Annotated in this window: 9 protein-coding genes; 1 reads left to right on the forward strand and 8 read right to left on the reverse strand. The window is 55.7% G+C overall.

Annotated elements, in window-relative coordinates; all coding sequences use genetic code 11:
• Window positions 1-168: 168 nt before the first annotated feature.
• The 8 genes from JSS75_06850 to JSS75_06885 form a co-directional block, all read right to left on the reverse strand.
• On the reverse strand, window positions 169-8,223 hold the full coding sequence (locus JSS75_06850) for a hypothetical protein (GenBank protein MBS1903401.1): 8,055 nt from the start codon (window positions 8,221-8,223) through the stop codon (window positions 169-171).
• A gap of 347 nt (window positions 8,224-8,570) precedes the next feature.
• Window positions 8,571-10,118 carry a glutamine-hydrolyzing GMP synthase gene (guaA, locus tag JSS75_06855; protein ID MBS1903402.1) on the reverse strand — a complete coding sequence of 516 codons (1,548 nt, stop codon included), beginning with the start codon at window positions 10,116-10,118 and terminating at the stop codon, window positions 8,571-8,573.
• A gap of 325 nt (window positions 10,119-10,443) precedes the next feature.
• Window positions 10,444-12,012 (reverse strand): glycosyltransferase family 39 protein, encoded by a 1,569-nt coding sequence (locus JSS75_06860; GenBank protein MBS1903403.1) that lies wholly within the window; start codon window positions 12,010-12,012, stop codon window positions 10,444-10,446.
• Entirely contained in the window at window positions 12,009-12,386 is a 378-nt protein-coding gene (gene gcvH, locus JSS75_06865; protein MBS1903404.1) for a glycine cleavage system protein GcvH, read from the reverse strand. Before gcvH ends, JSS75_06860 begins: the two co-directional genes overlap by 4 nt.
• 33 nt (window positions 12,387-12,419) lie before the next feature.
• Complete coding sequence (accC, locus tag JSS75_06870; protein ID MBS1903405.1) at window positions 12,420-13,769, reverse strand: acetyl-CoA carboxylase biotin carboxylase subunit; 1,350 nt, start codon at window positions 13,767-13,769, stop codon at window positions 12,420-12,422.
• Between the two features lie 71 nt (window positions 13,770-13,840).
• Window positions 13,841-14,320 carry an acetyl-CoA carboxylase biotin carboxyl carrier protein gene (gene accB / locus JSS75_06875; protein MBS1903406.1) on the reverse strand — a complete coding sequence of 160 codons (480 nt, stop codon included), beginning with the start codon at window positions 14,318-14,320 and terminating at the stop codon, window positions 13,841-13,843.
• Between the two features lie 99 nt (window positions 14,321-14,419).
• Window positions 14,420-14,992: an elongation factor P gene (gene efp, locus JSS75_06880; protein MBS1903407.1), complete on the reverse strand. Its 573-nt coding sequence runs from the start codon at window positions 14,990-14,992 to the stop codon at window positions 14,420-14,422.
• 315 nt (window positions 14,993-15,307) lie between these two features.
• Complete coding sequence (locus JSS75_06885; GenBank protein ID MBS1903408.1) at window positions 15,308-16,876, reverse strand: hypothetical protein; 1,569 nt, start codon at window positions 16,874-16,876, stop codon at window positions 15,308-15,310.
• A gap of 111 nt (window positions 16,877-16,987) precedes the next feature.
• Here JSS75_06885 and JSS75_06890 point away from each other — a divergent pair, with 111 nt between their 5' ends.
• A complete protein-coding gene (locus tag JSS75_06890; protein ID MBS1903409.1) occupies window positions 16,988-19,567 on the forward strand; it encodes an ATP-dependent Clp protease ATP-binding subunit in 2,580 nt (859 codons plus the stop codon).
• Window positions 19,568-19,576 lie beyond the last annotated feature (9 nt).

Raw genomic sequence — 19,576 nt, forward strand, 5'->3', positions numbered from 1 at the left:
GTAGTTAAATTCTCAAACTCCGAGTCCTTCGGCTATACAAAAATACAACATTAATCGTGGCACTGCAAATATAATCAATATTTGTGCCAATCTCAACAAAAAACGGTCGGCAAGGCTGCCGACCGTTTTCCGTAACCGTAAAAGTACCTTGAATATATGGGGCCGATGTCAGTTCGTGCTCACCACGACCCATCTCGACTCGTTTGTACTATATATAAGGGTAACCACGCCGTACTGTCCGACCGAGACGTTATTGGTGGCTTTGCAGAGGATGCGGTCTGCCGCCGTCGTCGAGGCTACGTCTTGATGCGATACGGTCATCGTCTGGCTGGTCGAGTTAAATAAAATGACCATTTTACCGTCGACGCCGCCTGCGATCCCCGTGATGGTAAATGCAGCCGTCGGACCACTGATCCGAACAAAGCTCATCCCACCGATCGAGATGTCGTTATTGTTGCCGTTATTCGCGGAGAAGCCGGTCTGTCGCAGCGATACATCACCGTTGACATCCACCCCAGTCGCAGGTGAGTTCGTATTCACGCCGATCTTGCGCGCGGTGCCATCGGTGTTGTTGACAAGCAGATTCATATTGCCGAAGTACGCGACTTTTGACAAGCCGCGAATATCGGCTGCCGTGCCCATGTTCACGCCGAAGCTGAAGTTACCGAGTTTAAGGTTCTGGCCTCCGGGTATGACTGCGTACTGCGAGTCGGCAACGTTACTCTGACCGCCACCGATCACACCGTACCCTGCAGCGCTGGAAAGTGTATTTCCTGCGCCACCCGCGATCACGGAATACTGACCGAGAGCGACATTGTGTTGTCCTGCACCGATAAAGGAATACTGCCCCGTTGCAGAGTCCGTCTCTCCGCCAACGATCGCGCTGGAAGCAGAGCTGGCGAAGTTATTATGTCCACCGGCAACGACACCATAGTAACCGCTGGTGCTTACTGCATTGCCCAGGCCGCCGCCAACCGTTGCATACGAACTGCTTGCGAGATTCGACGCACCTGCTCCGATGAACGAGTATTGACCGGATGCCGTGTTCGTCAAACCGCCGACGATCGTTGCGTAGGTTTTGCCTGCGCCTGAATTTCCGGCAAGGTTGCCGGTACCACCGCCGATGAATCCGTAATTATCGCTAACGTTGTTCGCACCGCTGGCAGAACCACCGCCTGCGATCACCGCCCCAACGGCTGATCCGGTAACCGAATTACCGGAGTACCCACCGACAATGTTCGCGCTGGTTGCATTCGGCTGATATTCCATCACGCGCAGATTATTCACCCGTATGTCCATGGCAACATTATCGGTAGTGCCGAGAAAGTTCGTGCCTGCCGTCGTTCCAGAGTTTCCGGTCGTCGACCAACCCGAACCTGCACCCGCCGGAGTGCTCCAAGCAAGTGTCACCGCATACGGTCCTGCGCCGCTTACGCTCGATGCTGTGAGCACCTGATTCGCAGTCGGCTGCGCACTCGGCAATGTATAGACGATATCTGCCGTCTGAGCTTGTGCGACAAACTTGCTCACATTCGTGCCGCTGCCGCTTGGCTCTTCCAGTGCAATCGACCCCGCCGAGTTCGTATTGTTCGAGATCAGTACGTTGCCATTATATACCTCGAGCGCTTGCGTCGGGTCTTTCCGTCCGATGCCAACCTGACCCGCCGATGTGATCGCAACCGGTGCGTTCGTGCCGGAGCCGTCATAGACAAATGCACGCTTGGTCGTACCGTTCGTCAGATTTTCTACGTAGACTCCGTTAAATGTCCCGATGGCCGAAGACGGCACGCTGGCACCGAGCACAGGATTTTCTACGTAGAGTCCGTATGCATTCGTGAACACCGACGAAGCATTGCGCATATCAAAATCCGATCGCAATGCTGAGGCATTCGTCACAGTCGTCCCGGTGCTTCCGGCTGTTCGCACCGTGCCGTACTGGCCGATCAGTGATCCATGTGTGAGTCCGGCCGTCGAATGATTCACGACGATCACTCCATCGTTGGCACGCACGACATTCGTCCCGGCGGTACCGGTCAGTGACACCGTTCCGTTGAGGCCACAGTACACATCGGACGAACTCATGACGAAGCTGTTATTGAGTGTCGAATTCGCAAAGAGACCGCCGACAGCGAAACCGGAAGCCGTCGCCGAACTTGGCAGCATCGTTTCAACGGTCATCCCAGTCATCAAGCCGCTGCCGCCACCCGGGAGCACCGAACGAGTATGAATGATACCCGTCGTCGTACTCGCGATCGTTGTTGAGGACGATGATATCCTCAAATGCTCTGCCGCATTCGTTGCCAGTACGAAGTCTTTCGCATCGCTCGTACCGAGATAATTCTGGTTTGCCGCCGTACCCGGAGTCGTCCCCGAATTGCCGGTCAGTTTCCATGCGCTCAGGAGCGTGTTCGGATCCGTCCATTGCGGAGTATTCCCCGTACCGAGCGACGAGAGAACATACCCATTTGTCCCAGCGGAGCCATTGGCAAGCAACGGACTCGTTGTGCCATTGAGGTTCACGCCCGCATTCGCGGTCACCTGACCGGCAGCGCTCGACTTGACGTTCGCGCTTTCGACCCACGCGGTGCCGCTCCAGCGTAACGTGTTATCGGTCGCCGTTCCTGCGGTGAGGGTCGCAAGCGTCGTCCAGGTCGGCGTTGCGCCTGCGCCGGCACTCGTGAGCACTTGTCCGGATGTACCGACCGACCCATTGAGACTGACCGGGCTCGCTGTCCCCGCAAATGCAACGCCTGCATTCACAGTGAGCTGCCCCCCTGCGCTTGATTTCACGGCGGACGATTCTACCCAGCTCGTACCATTCCAGCGCAACGTATTATCGATTGAAGTACCCGAAGCAATAAGATTACCGGTTACCCATGTTGGCGTTGCACCCGCTCCGGCACTGGCAAGGAACTGCCCCGAGGTACCGGCAGCGTTATTGAGCAGAAGCGGGCTTGTGGTCCCGCTAAAGTTCTGGCCAGCAGCGACAGAGACCAAGCCTGCTGCGGTGGCCGTCACGTTCGTGTTCTCCACCCAACTCGTACCACTCCATCGGAGTGTGCTGTTCGTTTGTGTTCCTGCCGCAACCGAGCCGATCGACGACCACGTCGGTGTCGCACCTGCACCGGCGCTTGTGAGGACTTGTCCGGAAGTACCGGCACTACCGTTTGCAAGCAACGGGCTTGCCGTCGAATTCAGGTTTACACCGGCGTTGACAGTCACGAGTCCGGCAGCGCTCGACTTGACTGCTGCACTCTCAACCCACGACGTGCCGTTCCAACGCAACGTATTATCGGTTGCAGAGCCGGTCGGCAACAACGTACCGGTCGCCCATGCCGGAGTCGCACCCGCACCCTGACTAATAAGCACCTGACCACTTGTACCCGCCGCTCCGCTAAGAAGCATGGGGCTTGCTGTTCCGCTGAGGTTTACTCCGGCATTGACCGTCAACTGTCCCGCCGAACTCGATTTTACGTTTGACGTTTCAACCCATGCGGTGCCGCTCCACCGAAGCGTGTTGTCTACAGTCGTACCACCGGCAACGAGTGTCCCGGTTGCCCATGTCGGCGTAGAACTTACTCCCTGACTCATGAGAAACTGCCCGCTCGTACCGGCAGAACCGGCCAGTTGCAACGGACTCGCAGTGCCCGCAAAATTTACACCTGCTTGTACGGTCACCTGGCCAGACGATGACGAGAGCACATTCGTATTCTCGATCCAACTCGTGCCATTCCAACGCAACGTGCTATTATTTAACGAACCGCTCGGCAATGTTTGGAGCGTCGTCCAGGTCGGCGTGCTCACCGAGCCGGCGCTCGTAAGTACCTGCCCAGAAGTCCCACCACCGCCGTTGACCAACAGCGGGCTTGCCGTACCATTCAAATTGACGCCTGCATTCACAGTGACTTGACCGTTACTGCTCGACTTGACATTTGCACTTTCGACCCACGACGAACCGTTCCAACGCAATGTGTTGTCGGTCGCTGTACCCGAAGCGATCAGGTTGCCGCTGACCCACGACGGGGTCATGCCGGAACCGTTGCTTGCAAGGAACTGGCCGGATGTGCCGGAACCTCCGTTGAGCACGATCGGGCTTGCGGAGCCATTGAGAACGAGACCGGAATTAACCGTGAGCTGGCCGGATGCCGTGGCGAGGATACTGGTGTTCTCCACCCACTGCGATCCGTCGTATCGCAACGTGCTATTCGTCGTCGAACCGTTCGGCAGCAGGCTCAGCGTTGTCCATGCAGGCGTCGCACCTGCACCGGCGCTCACAAGCACCTGCCCGTTTGTTCCTGCCGAGTTATTTGCCAAGAGCGGACTTCCCGTCGCTGCGAGATTGATCCCCGAGTTGACGGTTACCTGCCCACCTGCACTTGCCAGTACGTTTGTGTTCTCTACCCACGTCGTACCGTTCCACCGTAACGTACTGTTGGTCGTCGTTCCGGTCGGGATCGTCCCAAGAGTCGTCCAGGTTGGAGTTGCACCGGCACCGGCACTCGTGAGAATCTGTCCGGATGTCCCCGCAGAATTATTCACAAGCAACGGAGCGGCAGTACCTCCAAGATTCACACCGGCATTCGCAGTGACGAGTCCGGCAGAAGAAGCAAGAACATTCGTATTCTCAACCCATGCCGTACCATTCCAACGAAGTGTCGAATTCGTCGTAGTACCCGTTGGCAACAGGTTGATCGTGGTCCACGTTGGCGTCGCTCCTGTTCCTGCACTCGTCAATACCTGGCCGGACGTGCCTGCCAGATTGTTCAGGAGCATCGGACTCGATGTCCCACTAAGGTTCACACCCGCATTGACTGTAACAAGCCCGGCAGAAGAAGCGAGAACATTCGTGTTCTCGACCCAGGCCGTGCCATTCCAACGCAGCGTTGAATTCGTTGTCGTTCCGTTCGGAAGCAGATTGACGGTCGACCATGTCGGCGTCGACCCTGCGCCTGCGCTGGTCAATACTTGACCGGATGTGCCGGCCGCATTATTGAGCAGCATCGGACTGGAGGTACCACTGAGGTCCACACCGCCGTTTGCGCTCACCTGACCTGCCGCTGTCGAGAGTACATTCGTGTTCTCGACCCATGCAGTCCCATTCCAACGGAGCGTTGAATTGGTGGTCGTGCCGTTTGCCAGCAAGTTGACCGTCGTCCATGTTGGCGTTGCGCCTGCGCCCGCACTGGTAAGAACCTGCCCACTGGTCCCCGCTGCATTGTTGAGCAACAACGGGCTCGCCGTCCCGCTCAGGTTTGCACCGGCGTTCACGGTAACCTGTCCTGCGGATGTTGCAAGCACATTTGTATTTTCCACCCATCCGGTGCCGTTCCAACGCAAAGTAGAATTCGTCGCAGTGCCGGTCGGCAAAAGATTGACCGTCGTCCACGTCGGCGTGGATCCCGTACCCGCGCTCGTCAGTACTTGTCCGGAGGTTCCTGCTGCATTGTTAAGGAGTAGCGGCGACGTAGTGCCGCTCAGATTCACTCCGGCATTAGCACTGACCTGTCCGGCCGATGTTTCAAGCACATTTGTATTCTCCACCCATGATGTGCCATTCCACCGCAGCGTTGAATTTGTCGTCGTACCCGTCGGCAATACACTGATCGTCGTCCAGGTCGGCGTCGCTCCGGTACCGGCACTGGTGAGTACCTGCCCGGAAGTACCGGCTGCATTGTTCAGCAGCATCGGTGCTGCCGTTCCGCTGAGGTTCACTCCAGCCGAGGCACTGACCTGACCCGCTGAAGTCTCCAACACATTTCCATCTTCCACCCACGCAGTACCATTCCACCGAAGTGTGGAATTTGTCGTCGTGCCAGCGGGCAGCGCATTGATCGTGGTCCAAGTCGGCGTTGCACCCGTACCTGCACTGGTCAACACCTGCCCCGACGTCCCGGCGGCATTATTCAGAAGCATCGGTGCCGACGTGCCACTGAGATTTACCCCAGCGACTGCACTTACCTGCCCGGCCGACGTTTCAAGCACATTTGCATTCTCAACCCAGGCAGACCCGCTCCAACGCAAGGTTGAATTCGTCGTCGTACCCGTCGGCAGGAGATTCACAGTCGACCATGTGGGTGTCGCACCGGCACCCGCACTCGTAAGTATCTGACCGGAGGTACCGGCAGCATTGTTGAGTAGCAAGGGGCTTGCACTCCCGCTGAGATTCACTCCGGCGTTCGCACTGACTTGTCCCGCCGAGGTTTCAAGCACATTCGTATTCTCGACCCACGACGTCCCGCTCCAACGCATCGTAGAGTTTGTGGTGGTACCAGACGGAAGCGTATTGATCGTCGTCCAGGTCGGGGTCGCTCCGGCGCCGGCGCTTGTCAGCACTTGTCCCGAAGTGCCCGCTGCATTGTTGAGTAGCATCGGGCTTGCGGTGCCTGCAAGGTTTGCTCCGGCATTCGCTGTCACGAGCCCACTGGCAGATTCGAGCACATTTGCGTTCTCCACCCATGTACTGCCATTCCAGCGAAGTGTCGAGTTGGTAGTCGTACCGGTTGGCAAGGTTGCGATCGTGCTCCAGATCGGCGTCGCATTTGCACCGGCACTCGTCAACACCTGTCCGCTCGTACCGGCGACACCATTCGCCAGTACCGGACTTCCAGTGCCGTTGAGCGCAAGACCGGCATTGACACTCACTTGTCCGGCTGCAGTGGAAAGAACATTCGTATTCTCAAGCCACTGGGTCGTTGCAGCATTCCAACGCAACGTGGTGTTATTCGCCGTGCCTGTCGGAAGCGTCGTGATCGTTGTCCACGTTGGCATCGAAGCGCCATTACTCGTGAGCACTTGTCCTGCCGTACCGGCATTGAATTCTACAATAGCTCCGCCATTTGAAACCATCATGCGATTACCGGCAAGTGCAGTACCGGAATTGGTACCACCATTTGCGATGGGTAGGATACCTGCCACTTCGCTCGTTCCGAGATCGACGGAATTCGTCACCGATCCCTGACCGACAAAATGATTCGCTTCGATGATGCCAGTACCTCCGACAAGCAACGACGAACCGTTTGCGACCGTAAGCGTCTGCCCTTGATTGATACCAGTTTGTACCTGATCGAAGGTCACAGCCGATGAAGTGGACGGAGCCCATGACATTGCACCGGTATTATCAACACGAAGGAAGCCGCTCGTGCCCGGAAGCGATGTCGGGAGCGTATAGATAATATCGCCGGTCTGGCTCCCCGCCTTGAACGACGAATAGTTCGTCCCGTTACCTACCGGTTCGTAGAATCGGAGTTCGCTCGCATTCCCCGCGCTGGCGAGCACAAGCGAGTTGTTGACAGTCGTAAAGCCTTGGGGGTTGCTGGTCAGGTTCGTGTTCTCTACCCACTGCGCGCCGTCCCACCGCAGCGTGGAGTTTACAAGCGTCCCGGAAGGCAACGGTTTCGATACCGCAATGCTCGAGCCGGTAATGGTAATTCCGTTTCCAGCGCTATATGCACTGCCGCTATCGTTGGCTGGCAACCACTTCGTCCCGGACCATTTTAGCACCTGCCCAGTTGTAGCACCGGCTTGATTTAACTTGGAAGGCGTTACTGCGCCATCGGCAATATTCGTAGTCGTGATTCCTCCATCGGCGACACGGACACCAGCGACGGGGCCGTTTGGATTCTGCACGAGTACCGATTTATCGAGCGCAGAGACTCCGGCAATCCCGCCGCTTCCGCCTGCTCGGGCGTGGAACGAGATGAGGTTATGATCTTGCGTGATGACGATCGAGCTATCGCCCACAAAGTGAATCGCACCGCTGATCTCGTTAATGCTTGTCACGACGCCGGTCGCATCCGGTGTGAGGCCGTTTGCAACTTGCGCGACATCGGCATGCATCGCATACGGTGCGGCAAGCAGTGCCGTGCGAGGCTGAACTTCCGCACTCCCATCGATGCTCACGCCGACATACATCGGCACATCGAAGAGCACCGAATTCGGAATGCCGTTCTTCCCGCCGATCAGCAACGAGAAAAGCCCGCCATGCGTGCGGGTTGGGTATGCTTCGCTGAAGACCGGAGTGCCGCCGACGGAATCCCGATAGATCGAGACGGCAACAACATGCTCTCCATCCGAAACCGGCTGGCCTGTACTCGTTGCGATCACACCTTGATAAGAGAATGCTCTTGGGGTCTGAGCTTCTGCGATCGAATGAGCAATAAAGAAAATAGCGAATGCACAGAGGAGCACGACGCTCCTACGAGACGTACACGGGTATCCAATCATGATATTTCGTCACACTACACAAAAGAGCGGACCGGATCGTACGGGCCTGTCTAGGGAACCAGGGGTACTCATCCGGGGCATCGGGACAAACTACGCTCGATGCCTTTCGCAAGATGGCAAGCTCCGCGCATTGCGGAAGCAAGTACTCAAATATAATCAACAGCTTTCAAAAATGCAAGAGGGAAAAACGAAAAGCTCCCGGTCGAATGACCGGGAGCTTTCCATAACGCTAAGAAAAGGATTGTGTTAGGGCGTAGAAAAATATTTCACTTTTTTTCTACACTCACTGCTCTTTCAGTGCTCGTTGGTAGAATCCCTGTACTCCCTATAGATCTTCTGTAATATCATTATTCCCATTCGATCGTGGCGGGCGGCTTTGAACTAATATCGTAAACGACTCGGCTTATGCCTTTGACTTCATTCGAGATGCGACTAGAAATCGTCGCAAGTGCCTCATGTGGAAGCCGTGCCCAATCGGCTGTCATACCGTCAACACTGGTAACCGCACGAATTGCACACACGGAATCGTATGTACGTTCATCGCCCATAACGCCGACTGTGCGGACCGGTAAGAGCACCGCAAAGGCTTGCCATGCCGAATGATAGAGATTATTCGAGTGCAATTCCTCAAGGAAGATTGCATCAGCGGCTCTGAGCAAGTCCAGCTTCTCGCGGCTCACATCTCCTATTACTCGAATGGCAAGACCAGGCCCCGGAAACGGATGACGCTCAATGAATTGCTCGGGGATGCCGAGGGCACGGCCGACATTTCGGACTTCGTCTTTGAAGAGTTCGCGCAGCGGCTCGATCAGATCGAGCTCCATCAACTCGGGCAAGCCACCGACGTTATGATGCGACTTGATCGTCTGCGACGGACCTTTGAACGACAATGATTCGATAACATCGGGGTAGATCGTCCCCTGCACAAGATACTTCGCACCCGAGAACTTCTTGGCCTCGTCGGCAAGGACGTCGATGAATGCCTTGCCGATAATCTTGCGTTTCTGTTCGGGGTCGGTAACACCTGCGAGTCTGGTTAGAAACAACTCGCTTGCATCGACAAAGTCAAGATCGATGCCGAAATGATCGCGGAAGGTGTGTACGACCTCGGCACTTTCGCCGCGACGCATCAAACCGTTATCGACGTGAATGCACTTGAGCTGGCTTCCGATCGCTCGGTGGACCAGTGTCGCTGCAACTGCCGAATCGACGCCGCCACTGAGTGCACAGATGACGGTATCGCTTCCAACCGCGTCGCGAATCTCACGAATCGTCGCTTCGATGAAATTCGCCGAATTCCAGCCGCCTTTGAGGCCGGCAACATCGAAGAGGAAGTTTGCGATGATCTGCGATCCACCCGTCGTATGAACGACTTCCGGATGAAACTGTACGCCGTATATCTTCTTCGCGTCGTTTGCGACGGCACAGATCGGAGAGTTGGCGCTGTGGGCAACCACACGAAAACCCGTCGGGAGCTTCGTGAGCTTGTCGCCGTGCGACATCCACACGTTCGCTTGTTCCGGAAGATCGGTAAAGAGCGGACAGGAGCGGTCGTCGATGATGAGCTGCGCACGCCCGTATTCACGGTGGGCGCTCTTGTCTACTTCGCCGCCCATGTCATAGGCGATCATCTGCAACCCGTAGCAGATACCGAGAATCGGCAGGCCCATTTCGAACACTTCCGGTGCACAGCGAGGCGCATCGTCGGCATAGACGCTCGCGGGTCCGCCGGATAAGATAATCGCCGACGCACCGTACTCGCGGATGGTTTCTATCTTGGCGTTACAGGGGTAGATTTCGGCATACACGCCTTGTTCTCGGACACGGCGGGCGATCAGTTGTGTGTATTGCGAACCGAAATCGAGGATGAGAACGGAGTCTCCGGAATGCGCCATCGTGGTCAAAAAAAAAAGGCCGCGCGAGGCTTTCCCGTGCGTCCCTATTTTCAAAGGTCTATAAATTCGATTTCCGTGAGGAAAGTTTCAATGCAGCGCTGCAGGCAGTCCCTCAAAGTAAGACTGTATTGAATACAGTCATTCTGAGCACATTCGCTTTGCTCAGCGTAAACTCCGCGAAGAATCCCTCGATGAAACGCAGTGACGCATCGCCACAGCGATTCTTCACGAAGCATACTCTCATCAAAGCGAACGGCTCAGACTGTCTTCTGCCGAAACCATACAAACCGAGCCACTACCTCACATCACCATAGCAGAAGCACGGCTACTTCTTCAAATAATAGATCGAATTCTTAAACGTATCGATCGGTACGAACACTGCTCCCTCGCGCGTTGCTTCGTCGATGCTCGGACGGTCCATGTCGAGGATCACATTGATGCCGGACTTGACGATATACTTGCCCATTGTTCCGTCGTGTCTGGCACGCAGCGCGTCGAAGTTTACCTTCCCATCGAGATTTACGACCGATCCCGATACGAAGTTTGCCGTCCCTGACGACGTCATGCCCAAACGGTATTGCGGATGCTCCTTCGCCCACACTCCGGCCCAATACAGAGGACTGGTCTCCTTAATTGTAAAATTATACACGTAATGCGTTGCATTGAAGCCTATCGCGACAAGCACGTACAGATATAGCACATATCGCTTCCAAACAGGGGTGTGCGCCGTCTTCAAATACGATACGATCATCGGCACGACGAGCGCAGCCGTCAAGAGTGCCGTCACTCGAACCGGGTGGAAATAACGACCGATAAAATGCGGTGCGGAGAACACAAATGTGTAATACAGGACGATCAGCCCACTGAACAACGCAAGTACCGTGATCGGTGGAAGCACATACAAATCGGACAGCTTTCTAACAAGCGAAGTGCGCCACTTCACCATCGCGACAATCCCCAATACGAGAAATGCAACGATCGTTGCGATCGGACCAGGCGGAAATTCTGTCGGTACATAGAACAGCACAAAACAGATATTTGCCAGCACTGTCGACGAAAATGAAATATTCGTCGTGAGCATTGAACCGATCGATTCCGATTGACCGCTGATCGGCATCAGACTCCCGAACGTCGTATAGTTATAAATCCACCACGGAGAGCTGACAAGGATCGCTACGATGCCCGCTACTGTCGCAAGGAGAAGACGTGATCCGAACGGCCGCGACGTTCGTGCAAACACATCGTATACGAGCATTGCCCCCACGAGGAATACGGCATCGATGCGTGCGAGAACCGTAAGTCCGAGGACGATTCCGAGAACCGCATAACTACCTATCCCGACCGTGTTCGTATCCGCTCGCCTAATAATCCGCGCATACAAGTAACTCGAGAGCAGAATCATCATCGCATAGAGCCCGGTCTCGAGTCCGATGGCGTTGTGAATGAGATTCGAGAGCACGAAAGCCCAGAGTCCCGCACCGACGATTGCAGGATCGACAGAATATGTAGCCTCTGGCCACTTCAGTTCGTTGATGAGTCGGAAGATCAGCACGACGCTCAGCGCTTCGAAGAGCGCAACAAGACCAAACGTCAGCCTCACCCCGAGCCATTTGTCATTACCGGCAAGCCGAAAACACGCGGAGTAGAAAAGGACGATCAGCGGCTGAACGCCATTTGTCGGATGGACGCCATCAACAGAAAAGCCCTCGCCGTGCGCAACATGGTTGGCAACGTCGAGGGCATAAAATGCATCCTCTTGATAGAGGCGCTCCGTCAGCTGTGTTTCCGGACGAAACGCCAGCGCAAGCCGAGTAACGACCGTGAAGAGTATGAAGAGGGTGAGTTTCGTCCGCTTACTCGTAGCGCCTCCGTCTTCGCGGGGTGAAGGGCTTATTGCCCGATGAGCGCCCGGTAGTCAGCGACCGAAAGGGTCTGCTTGAGCTCCTCGGGATTCGACATCTCGATCTTCAGCAACCAGCCGTCGCCGTATGGATCTTTGTTCACCGTCTCCGGCGCATCATTGACCGCCGTATTGACTTCGGAAATCGTCCCGGACACTGGGGAGTAGATATCGCTGACGGTTTTCACTGCCTCGACCGAACCGACCGAGCTGCCGGCCGACACCGTCTGACCAGCGGCGATATCGACGAAGATCACATCGCCCAGTTCGCCCTGTGCAAAATCCGTGATACCGATGGTTGCGACGTTCCCGTCGACTTTCACCCACTCGTGTTCTTTGGTGTACGTAAGATTCTCTGGAAATGTCATTGTCGTTTGAATAGAAAATTGCTCGTGGAATCGTTATGGCTTGACCGTCGACCAGTCGAAGGTCTCGAGAAATTTGGTATCGAAATCTCCCGATCGAAATTGGTCGTTTCGCATGAGCGCCTTATGGAACGGGATCGTCGTCTTGATGCCCTCGATCACGAATTCATCGAGTGCCGAGCGCATCCGGTCGATCGCATCGTCGCGGTCGCTGCCCCAGCAGATGAGCTTGCCGACAAGCGAATCGTAGTACGGTGGGATGCTGTATCCCGCATACGCATGCGAATCGAGGCGAACGCCGAAGCCTCCCGGCGCATGAAAACCGGTGATCTGGCCCGGTGACGGACGAAAATCTTTCTCGACATCTTCCGCATTGATGCGGCATTCGATGGCATGGCCGTTCGGCTTACGGATCTTCCGCGAGATCTTACCGCCATCGGCAACATGTAACTGCTGCTCGATCAGATCGACGCCCGTGACCTGCTCGGTCACACAGTGCTCGACCTGAATGCGGGTATTCATCTCCATAAAGTAGAAGTCGCCGTGCGCATCGAGCAGGTACTCGATCGTGCCAGCACCGACATAGCCGACGCTCATGCAACCTTTGATCGAAGCCTCTCCCATCTTTTCGCGAATCGCATCGGTCACGACCGGTGACGGCGATTCTTCGACGAGCTTCTGGTGGCGGCGCTGGATCGAGCACTCGCGTTCGTTGTAGTGAACGACGTTGCCATGGTTATCGCCGAAGACCTGAATCTCGACGTGTCGCGGTTTCTCGACGAACTTCTCGATATAGACGTCCCCATTGTTGAAGGCGTTCGCCGCCTCGGAGGTCGCCATATTAAAATTGCTCTCGAAATCTTCCGGCTTGGTTACCAACCGCATTCCGCGTCCGCCGCCGCCGGCAACCGCTTTGATCATCACCGGAAATCCGATCGCTGCTGCAACTTCCTTTGCTTCGTGGACGTCACGGATCACGCCGTCCGAACCCGGAACAACCGGGACGCCGGCTTTCTTCATCGTCTCTTTCGCGCGGGCCTTGTCGCCCATCGCTTCGATCATGTCCGGCGTCGGACCGATGAAGGTGAATCCGCTTGCAGTGCAAATATCCGAGAATTCTGCATTCTCCGCAAGGAATCCGTAGCCGGGATGAATGGCTTCGGCGCCCGTCAGATGGGCTGCGGATATGATCTGCGGAATATTGAGGTACGATTGTTTCCCCGCTGGCGGACCGATACAGACCGCTTCGTCTGCGAAGCGGACATGCAAAGCATGTCTGTCTGCCTCGGAGTACACGGCAACCGTTTTTACGCCGAGTTCACGGCAGGTGCGGATGATCCGAAGTGCGATCTCGCCGCGGTTGGCTATAAGTATCTTCTTGAACACGAGTTCTTCGCCGTTGATGAGTAATCCGGTCTATCGGAGGCTTGCCCCGACGACCCGTCATGTTCGGTCGATCAGTCGAGTTCGACCACAATGAGCGCCTGGCCGTACTCGACGGGCTGCGCATTGTCGACAAGAATTTTGATGACCTTCCCGCTAGCATCGCTTTCGATCTCGTTCATCAGCTTCATTGCTTCGACGATACAGATCGTTTGTCCGGCCTCGACCCTCTGCCCTACCTGCACATACGGATCGGCGTCGGGCGATGGCGCGCGGTAGAGAGTACCGACGATCGGCGACTTGATCTCGTGATGCTTCGAGTTTGCGGCAGGAGCCGCAGCGGCTGCGGCAGGCGCGCTTGGCGCTGCGGCCGTTGGTGCTGCAGGCGCCGGAGCCGGAGCATACCCCATCGGCGGCGCCGCATACTGAACAACCGGCGGTTGCTCGATGCGACGAGCAAGGCGGATTTGCGTGCCTTCTTCTTCGATCTCCAGATCGGTCAGCGTACTGCCGTCGAAGAGCTTCACAACTTTCTCCAGGTAACTCAGATCCATACGACACGAATGGTTTGTTACTCCAGTATCGGTATCGTACAGGCAGTCATTATCACACTGCATGCAGCAATACCCGAACGGGTAGCGTGGTCTCGAGAATTACTTTACTTTTACACGTTCGAGGTAGGCGCCCGTGCGCGTATCTACCTTCACCATCTCGCCCTCGTTGAGGAAGAGCGGTACGTTCACAACGGCACCTGTTTCAAGCTTTGCAGGCTTCGTCCCTCCGGTCGCGGTATCTCCGCGCATTCCGGGATCCGTCTCGACGATCTTCAGCACGACAGCCGCCGGCACGTCGACCGAGATGACCTCGCCGTCTTCCGAAAACAGTATGTCTACCGTGTCCGACTCTTTGATATAGAGCGAAGAATCGCCGACCTTAAGCGGGGACACCGTCACCTGCTCGTACGTCTCGTTATCCATGAACACGTAGTCATCGCCGTCCTTGTAGAGAAACTGGAACGGCTTCTTTTCCATGCGGACAAGATCGACCTCTTCACCGGAGCGGAAACGGACTTCCTTCAGATTGCCCGAACGAAGCGAGCGCATGCGTGCCTGAACGAACGCACGAAGGTTACCGGGTGTGCGGTGTTCATACTCTTCGATCCGAAAGAGCTCGCCACCGTCCATGCGAAGTACTGCTCCGACGCGAAAATCGTTTGTAGATGCCATAGAATACGAAAATATGAAAATATAGGGTGTATCCGGCGAAAAAACGCCACCCGAGATAATCGAGCCACGTATAACACCATTCCCCCGAGAAACGCTTCCGGCTCGCAACGACAGGTAGCGCCTCAGGTTAAGGCCGTTAATAGTGCAGTCATTCTGAGCGTAGCGAAGAATCCCTCCGGCGGAGCCTCACAAGGTTTCATCGAGGGATTCGTCGCGGAGTTTACTCTGAGGAAAGCGAATATGCTCAAAATGAATGCTGTGTCCGACACCCAGACGGGCCGTAACCGTTCCACCATTCAAACGGTCGGCGAGCCCCTATTTGCGGACCACCACGATCTTGCCGCTTGTCACAGAGCCATCGGTTCGCAGCGCATAGGTGTAGATGCCGGAGGATACTACCCTGCCGTGATCGTCCGTACCATCCCAACGCACAAACCACTTCCCTGCCGTCAGTTCGGGCGTCGGTTCGCTGTAGCGGATGAGCCGGTTGTCGAGATCATGGATATTGAGCTGACACGAAGCCGGCCGTGACATCGTCCCGTCATCATGGACGGTCGCAATCGAAGCCAGGATACTCAGGCGGTCAGTTGCAGGGTCCGAAATGACAAATGGCTGTGGGTAGGCGGTAACGCCAACTTGCGGCAGACTTTCCCACCGCGAACAGATCTTGTCTGCCTGTGTCGAGGAATATCCGCTTGCCGTGAGGTGAAGCTGGTAATCGAGCACTGTCGCATAATACGGTGCGGCCGAGAGCACCAGCACATCGCCATATGGATTACTCGGGGCTCGAAACAGCAATAGGGATGCGGGATTGATATATGCCCCAAGTTTGGTAGAATCGAACGACCCGACCCGTAATTTCTCAAGTGAAGTCTGATCGATCGGCAGACTCGGTTGATGCTCGTAGCGATATTGCAGGCCGACCAGATCGCCGCCGAACTTTCCATACAGCTCGCAGAAGCTCGTTCCATGCTGTTTCAGGACAGTGTCCATCGTTGGAAGATACTCGGCTCGCTTGTTCGCGAACCACGTCCAGAACTCGCGAACGAGTGAATCACCAAGATTTCCTGCGACATATTGCATCCAGATCGATTGTCCGTACCCGCCCTGCACGTCTGCTTGCGGAAATGCCTGATCGAGATCGGCGATGTAGGACGGCAGATACTGCGTATAATCCGGGATCCACGGTGAACTCCGCATCTCCATCCACGTACTTGTCATCTCGCGGAAATTCAGATCGCTTCCGGTCGGGCTGCTGCCGTAATCGGCAAATTGGATGACGTGGTGAAATTCGTGGAAGATCGTTATCCGCGCCGCATCGAGTCCTTTCGTTGGGTATTTATCGTCCGAGAACGAGTGGTCGATCGTAATGTACGAGCGGCTGCGCAGCAAACCGGTCGGCGAATTCCCCAGGCTGCCATCGTCGGTTGTCGCCGTCATTCCGTAGGCGGAGCCGAGCGCCATGAGATAGATATGCCAGGTAGAGTCGGGAAAACCATAGGCCGGTTTCGGGTATCCCAGCGTGTCCACCTCCAACATATACGCAGTGTCGGCAATCGCAGCCACGAAGGCCGCATACTCCGGCGTCGCAACATTCGCCCCGGTGTGGTCGTAAAAGACTTTGAAGCGACCGCTCGCAGAGACAATACTATCCTGAAGTTGCGGCGTTGTCAGAATCATCCTGTCTCCTTTGATCCGATGTGCGCGCGAGACTTCGAGTGCGGCTTCGGTGGCACAGTGGGTATGCGGACGGGAGAGCACCTCGCGAACGAACACTTCGAGCGACGATTGGGCATGCAGGAGCGACGGGAACAATCCCGGAACGCATACGGCAATCAGGAACGCAACCGATCGCCCGAATGCACGAACCGTGTCTATACCCATTCTGTTGGAATAGTTGGTTGACAGGATGAATCGAAACTCACAATTGTTTTCGTAACAAAGAGTAGGTAGATTTCGTCTTATAAGTAAGGGGCATTATTTAAGGCTACGATCATGGCACAAGAAGGTAATTTTTCCAACCGGGTACAAGATGTCATCCGCCTGTCACGTGAAGAAGCGATCCGACTCGGACACGACTACATTGGCACGGAACATCTCTTGCTTGGTATCATCCGCGAAGGCGAAGGTATCGCCGTAAAGATTTTACGGAATCTCGGCGTCGATCTGTACAAAATCAAAAAAGCCGTCGAGGACACCGTTCGTTCGGGCGGTGCGACGCTCACCATCGGCAACATCCCGCTGACCAAACAAGCCGAGAAGGTACTGAAGATTACCTATCTCGAAGCGAAGCTCTATAAGAGCGAGGTCATCGGCACGGAACACCTGTTATTATCTCTGTTGCGCGATGAGGATAATATCGCCGCACAGATCCTGAACCAATTCAATTGTACGTACGATAGCGTCCGCGCCGAGCTTGACAATATCATCTCCGGCCGTGCGACCAGCGCACCCAAGCAACCCGCGCAAGAGAAGAAGCCCGAGCGCACGAAGACGCCGGTGCTCGACAACTTCGGCCGCGACCTGACCAAGCTTGCGTCCGAAGAAAAACTCGACCCGATTATCGGCCGAGAGAAAGAAATCGAGCGCGTTGCACAGATTCTCTCGCGCCGCAAGAAGAACAATCCGGTGCTTATCGGCGAGCCGGGCGTCGGCAAGACGGCCATTGCCGAAGGATTGGCATTGCGGATCGTTCAAAAGAAAGTACCGCGCGTGCTCTTCGATAAGCGCGTCGTGACGCTCGACCTCGCAGCGCTTGTTGCGGGTACGAAATACCGCGGTCAGTTCGAAGAGCGCATGAAGGCTGTCATGAACGAGCTGGAAAAAGCGAAGGACGTGATCCTCTTCATCGACGAATTACATACGATCGTCGGTGCCGGCGGCGCCTCGGGTTCGCTCGATGCATCGAACATGTTCAAGCCTGCCCTTGCTCGTGGTGATATCCAGTGCATCGGCGCCACGACGCTCGACGAGTATCGCCAGTTCATCGAAAAAGACGGCGCACTCGATCGGCGCTTCCAAAAGATTATCGTCGATCCGCCGACGGTTGACGAGACAATCCAGATCTTACAGAATATCGCCCCGAAATACGAGCAGCACCATCAGGTGCACTACTCTGCCAAGGCGATCGAGTCGGCAGTCCGTTTGAGCGATCGCTACATCACCGATCGTTTCCTTCCGGACAAAGCAATCGACGTCATGGACGAAGCGGGTTCGCGCGTCCATCTGGCGAACGTCCATGCGCCGAAGGACGTCGAAGAGTTGGAGAAGAAGATCGAAGAAGTGAAGGTACAGAAGAATCTCGTCGTCAAGACGCAGAACTTCGAAGAAGCTGCCAAGCTTCGCGATCTCGAGAAAAAGCATCAGCAGGACCTCGAAGCTGCGATCACCAAGTGGGAAGCAGAGCTTGGTTCGCAAGTGTATGAGGTCAACGAAGACGACATCGCCGATGTCATCGCCATGATGACGGGCATCCCCGTCAACAAGGTCGCCGAAAGCGAGAGCATCAAGCTCCTGAAAATGCAGGATGCGTTGCGCGGTTCGGTGATCGGGCAGGACGAAGCGATCGAAAAGCTCACGAAAGCGATTCGTCGTACTCGTGCTGGCCTGAAAGATCCGGCTCGGCCGATCGGAAGTTTTATCTTCCTCGGACCCACCGGCGTCGGAAAGACCGAACTCGCAAAGGCGTTGGCCCGCTACCTCTTCGATAGCGAAGATGCGCTGATCCGCGTTGACATGAGCGAGTACATGGAGAAGTTCTCCGTCTCACGGCTTGTCGGTGCGCCTCCGGGATATGTCGGCTACGAAGAAGGCGGTCAATTGACCGAGAAGGTTCGCCGTAAACCGTACAGTGTTGTGCTGCTCGACGAGATCGAGAAGGCGCATCCGGACGTCTTCAATATCCTCTTGCAGGTACTCGACGACGGACAACTCACCGATTCGCTCGGTCGCAAGGTCGACTTCAAGAACACGATCATTATCATGACGTCGAATGTCGGCTCGCGCGATATCAAGAAGCAGCCCAAGATCGGCTTCGGCGAGTCGTCGAGCACCGACGAACACGGCCGCATGAAAGAGCAGATCGACGAGTCGCTCAAGCGTTTGTTCAATCCGGAATTCCTGAACCGCGTTGACGAAACGATCGTGTTCCGTACGCTTACGAAGGAAGATATCGTGCAGATCATCCAGATCTCGCTCAATAAGCTTCTCAAGCGCGTGCAGCAAATGGGCGTAAGCGTCGAGCTGACGCAGACCGCGCTCGAATATGTTGCCGAGAAGGGCTTCGATAAACAGTACGGCGCTCGTCCGCTTCGCCGGGCCATGCAGAAGTACATCGAAGACCCGATCGCGGAAGAGATCCTCAAAGGTGCCGTGAAAGAAGGGACGATCGTCAAGGTCGATGTTGCGACCAACGGCGCAGAGCTGCTCTTCCACATCGAACACGCAGGCGAAGCCTCGAAGACGGTTTCATCGCATCCGACGACTATCGAGGATGTGATGAAGGAAGCAGGCATCAATCCGGCCGACACGCACGAAACCGAGGGTGAAGACACCGTCGGCGAAGAGCAGAAGTAGTAGTTCTTA

The sequence above is a fragment of the Bacteroidota bacterium genome (assembly GCA_018266755.1).
GTDB lineage: Bacteria > Bacteroidota > Ignavibacteria > Palsa-1295 > Palsa-1295 > JAFDZW01.

Coding starts and splice junctions, on each gene's coding strand:
- JSS75_06850 (MBS1903401.1), bottom strand. CDS start 8,223: ATGATTGGATACCCGTGTACGTCTCGTAGGAGCGTCGTGCTCCTCTGT.
- guaA (MBS1903402.1), bottom strand. CDS start 10,118: ATGGCGCATTCCGGAGACTCCGTTCTCATCCTCGATTTCGGTTCGCAA.
- gcvH (MBS1903404.1), bottom strand. CDS start 12,386: ATGACATTTCCAGAGAATCTTACGTACACCAAAGAACACGAGTGGGTG.
- accB (MBS1903406.1), bottom strand. CDS start 14,320: ATGGATCTGAGTTACCTGGAGAAAGTTGTGAAGCTCTTCGACGGCAGT.
- efp (MBS1903407.1), bottom strand. CDS start 14,992: ATGGCATCTACAAACGATTTTCGCGTCGGAGCAGTACTTCGCATGGAC.
- JSS75_06885 (MBS1903408.1), bottom strand. CDS start 16,876: ATGGGTATAGACACGGTTCGTGCATTCGGGCGATCGGTTGCGTTCCTG.
- JSS75_06890 (MBS1903409.1), top strand. CDS start 16,988: ATGGCACAAGAAGGTAATTTTTCCAACCGGGTACAAGATGTCATCCGC.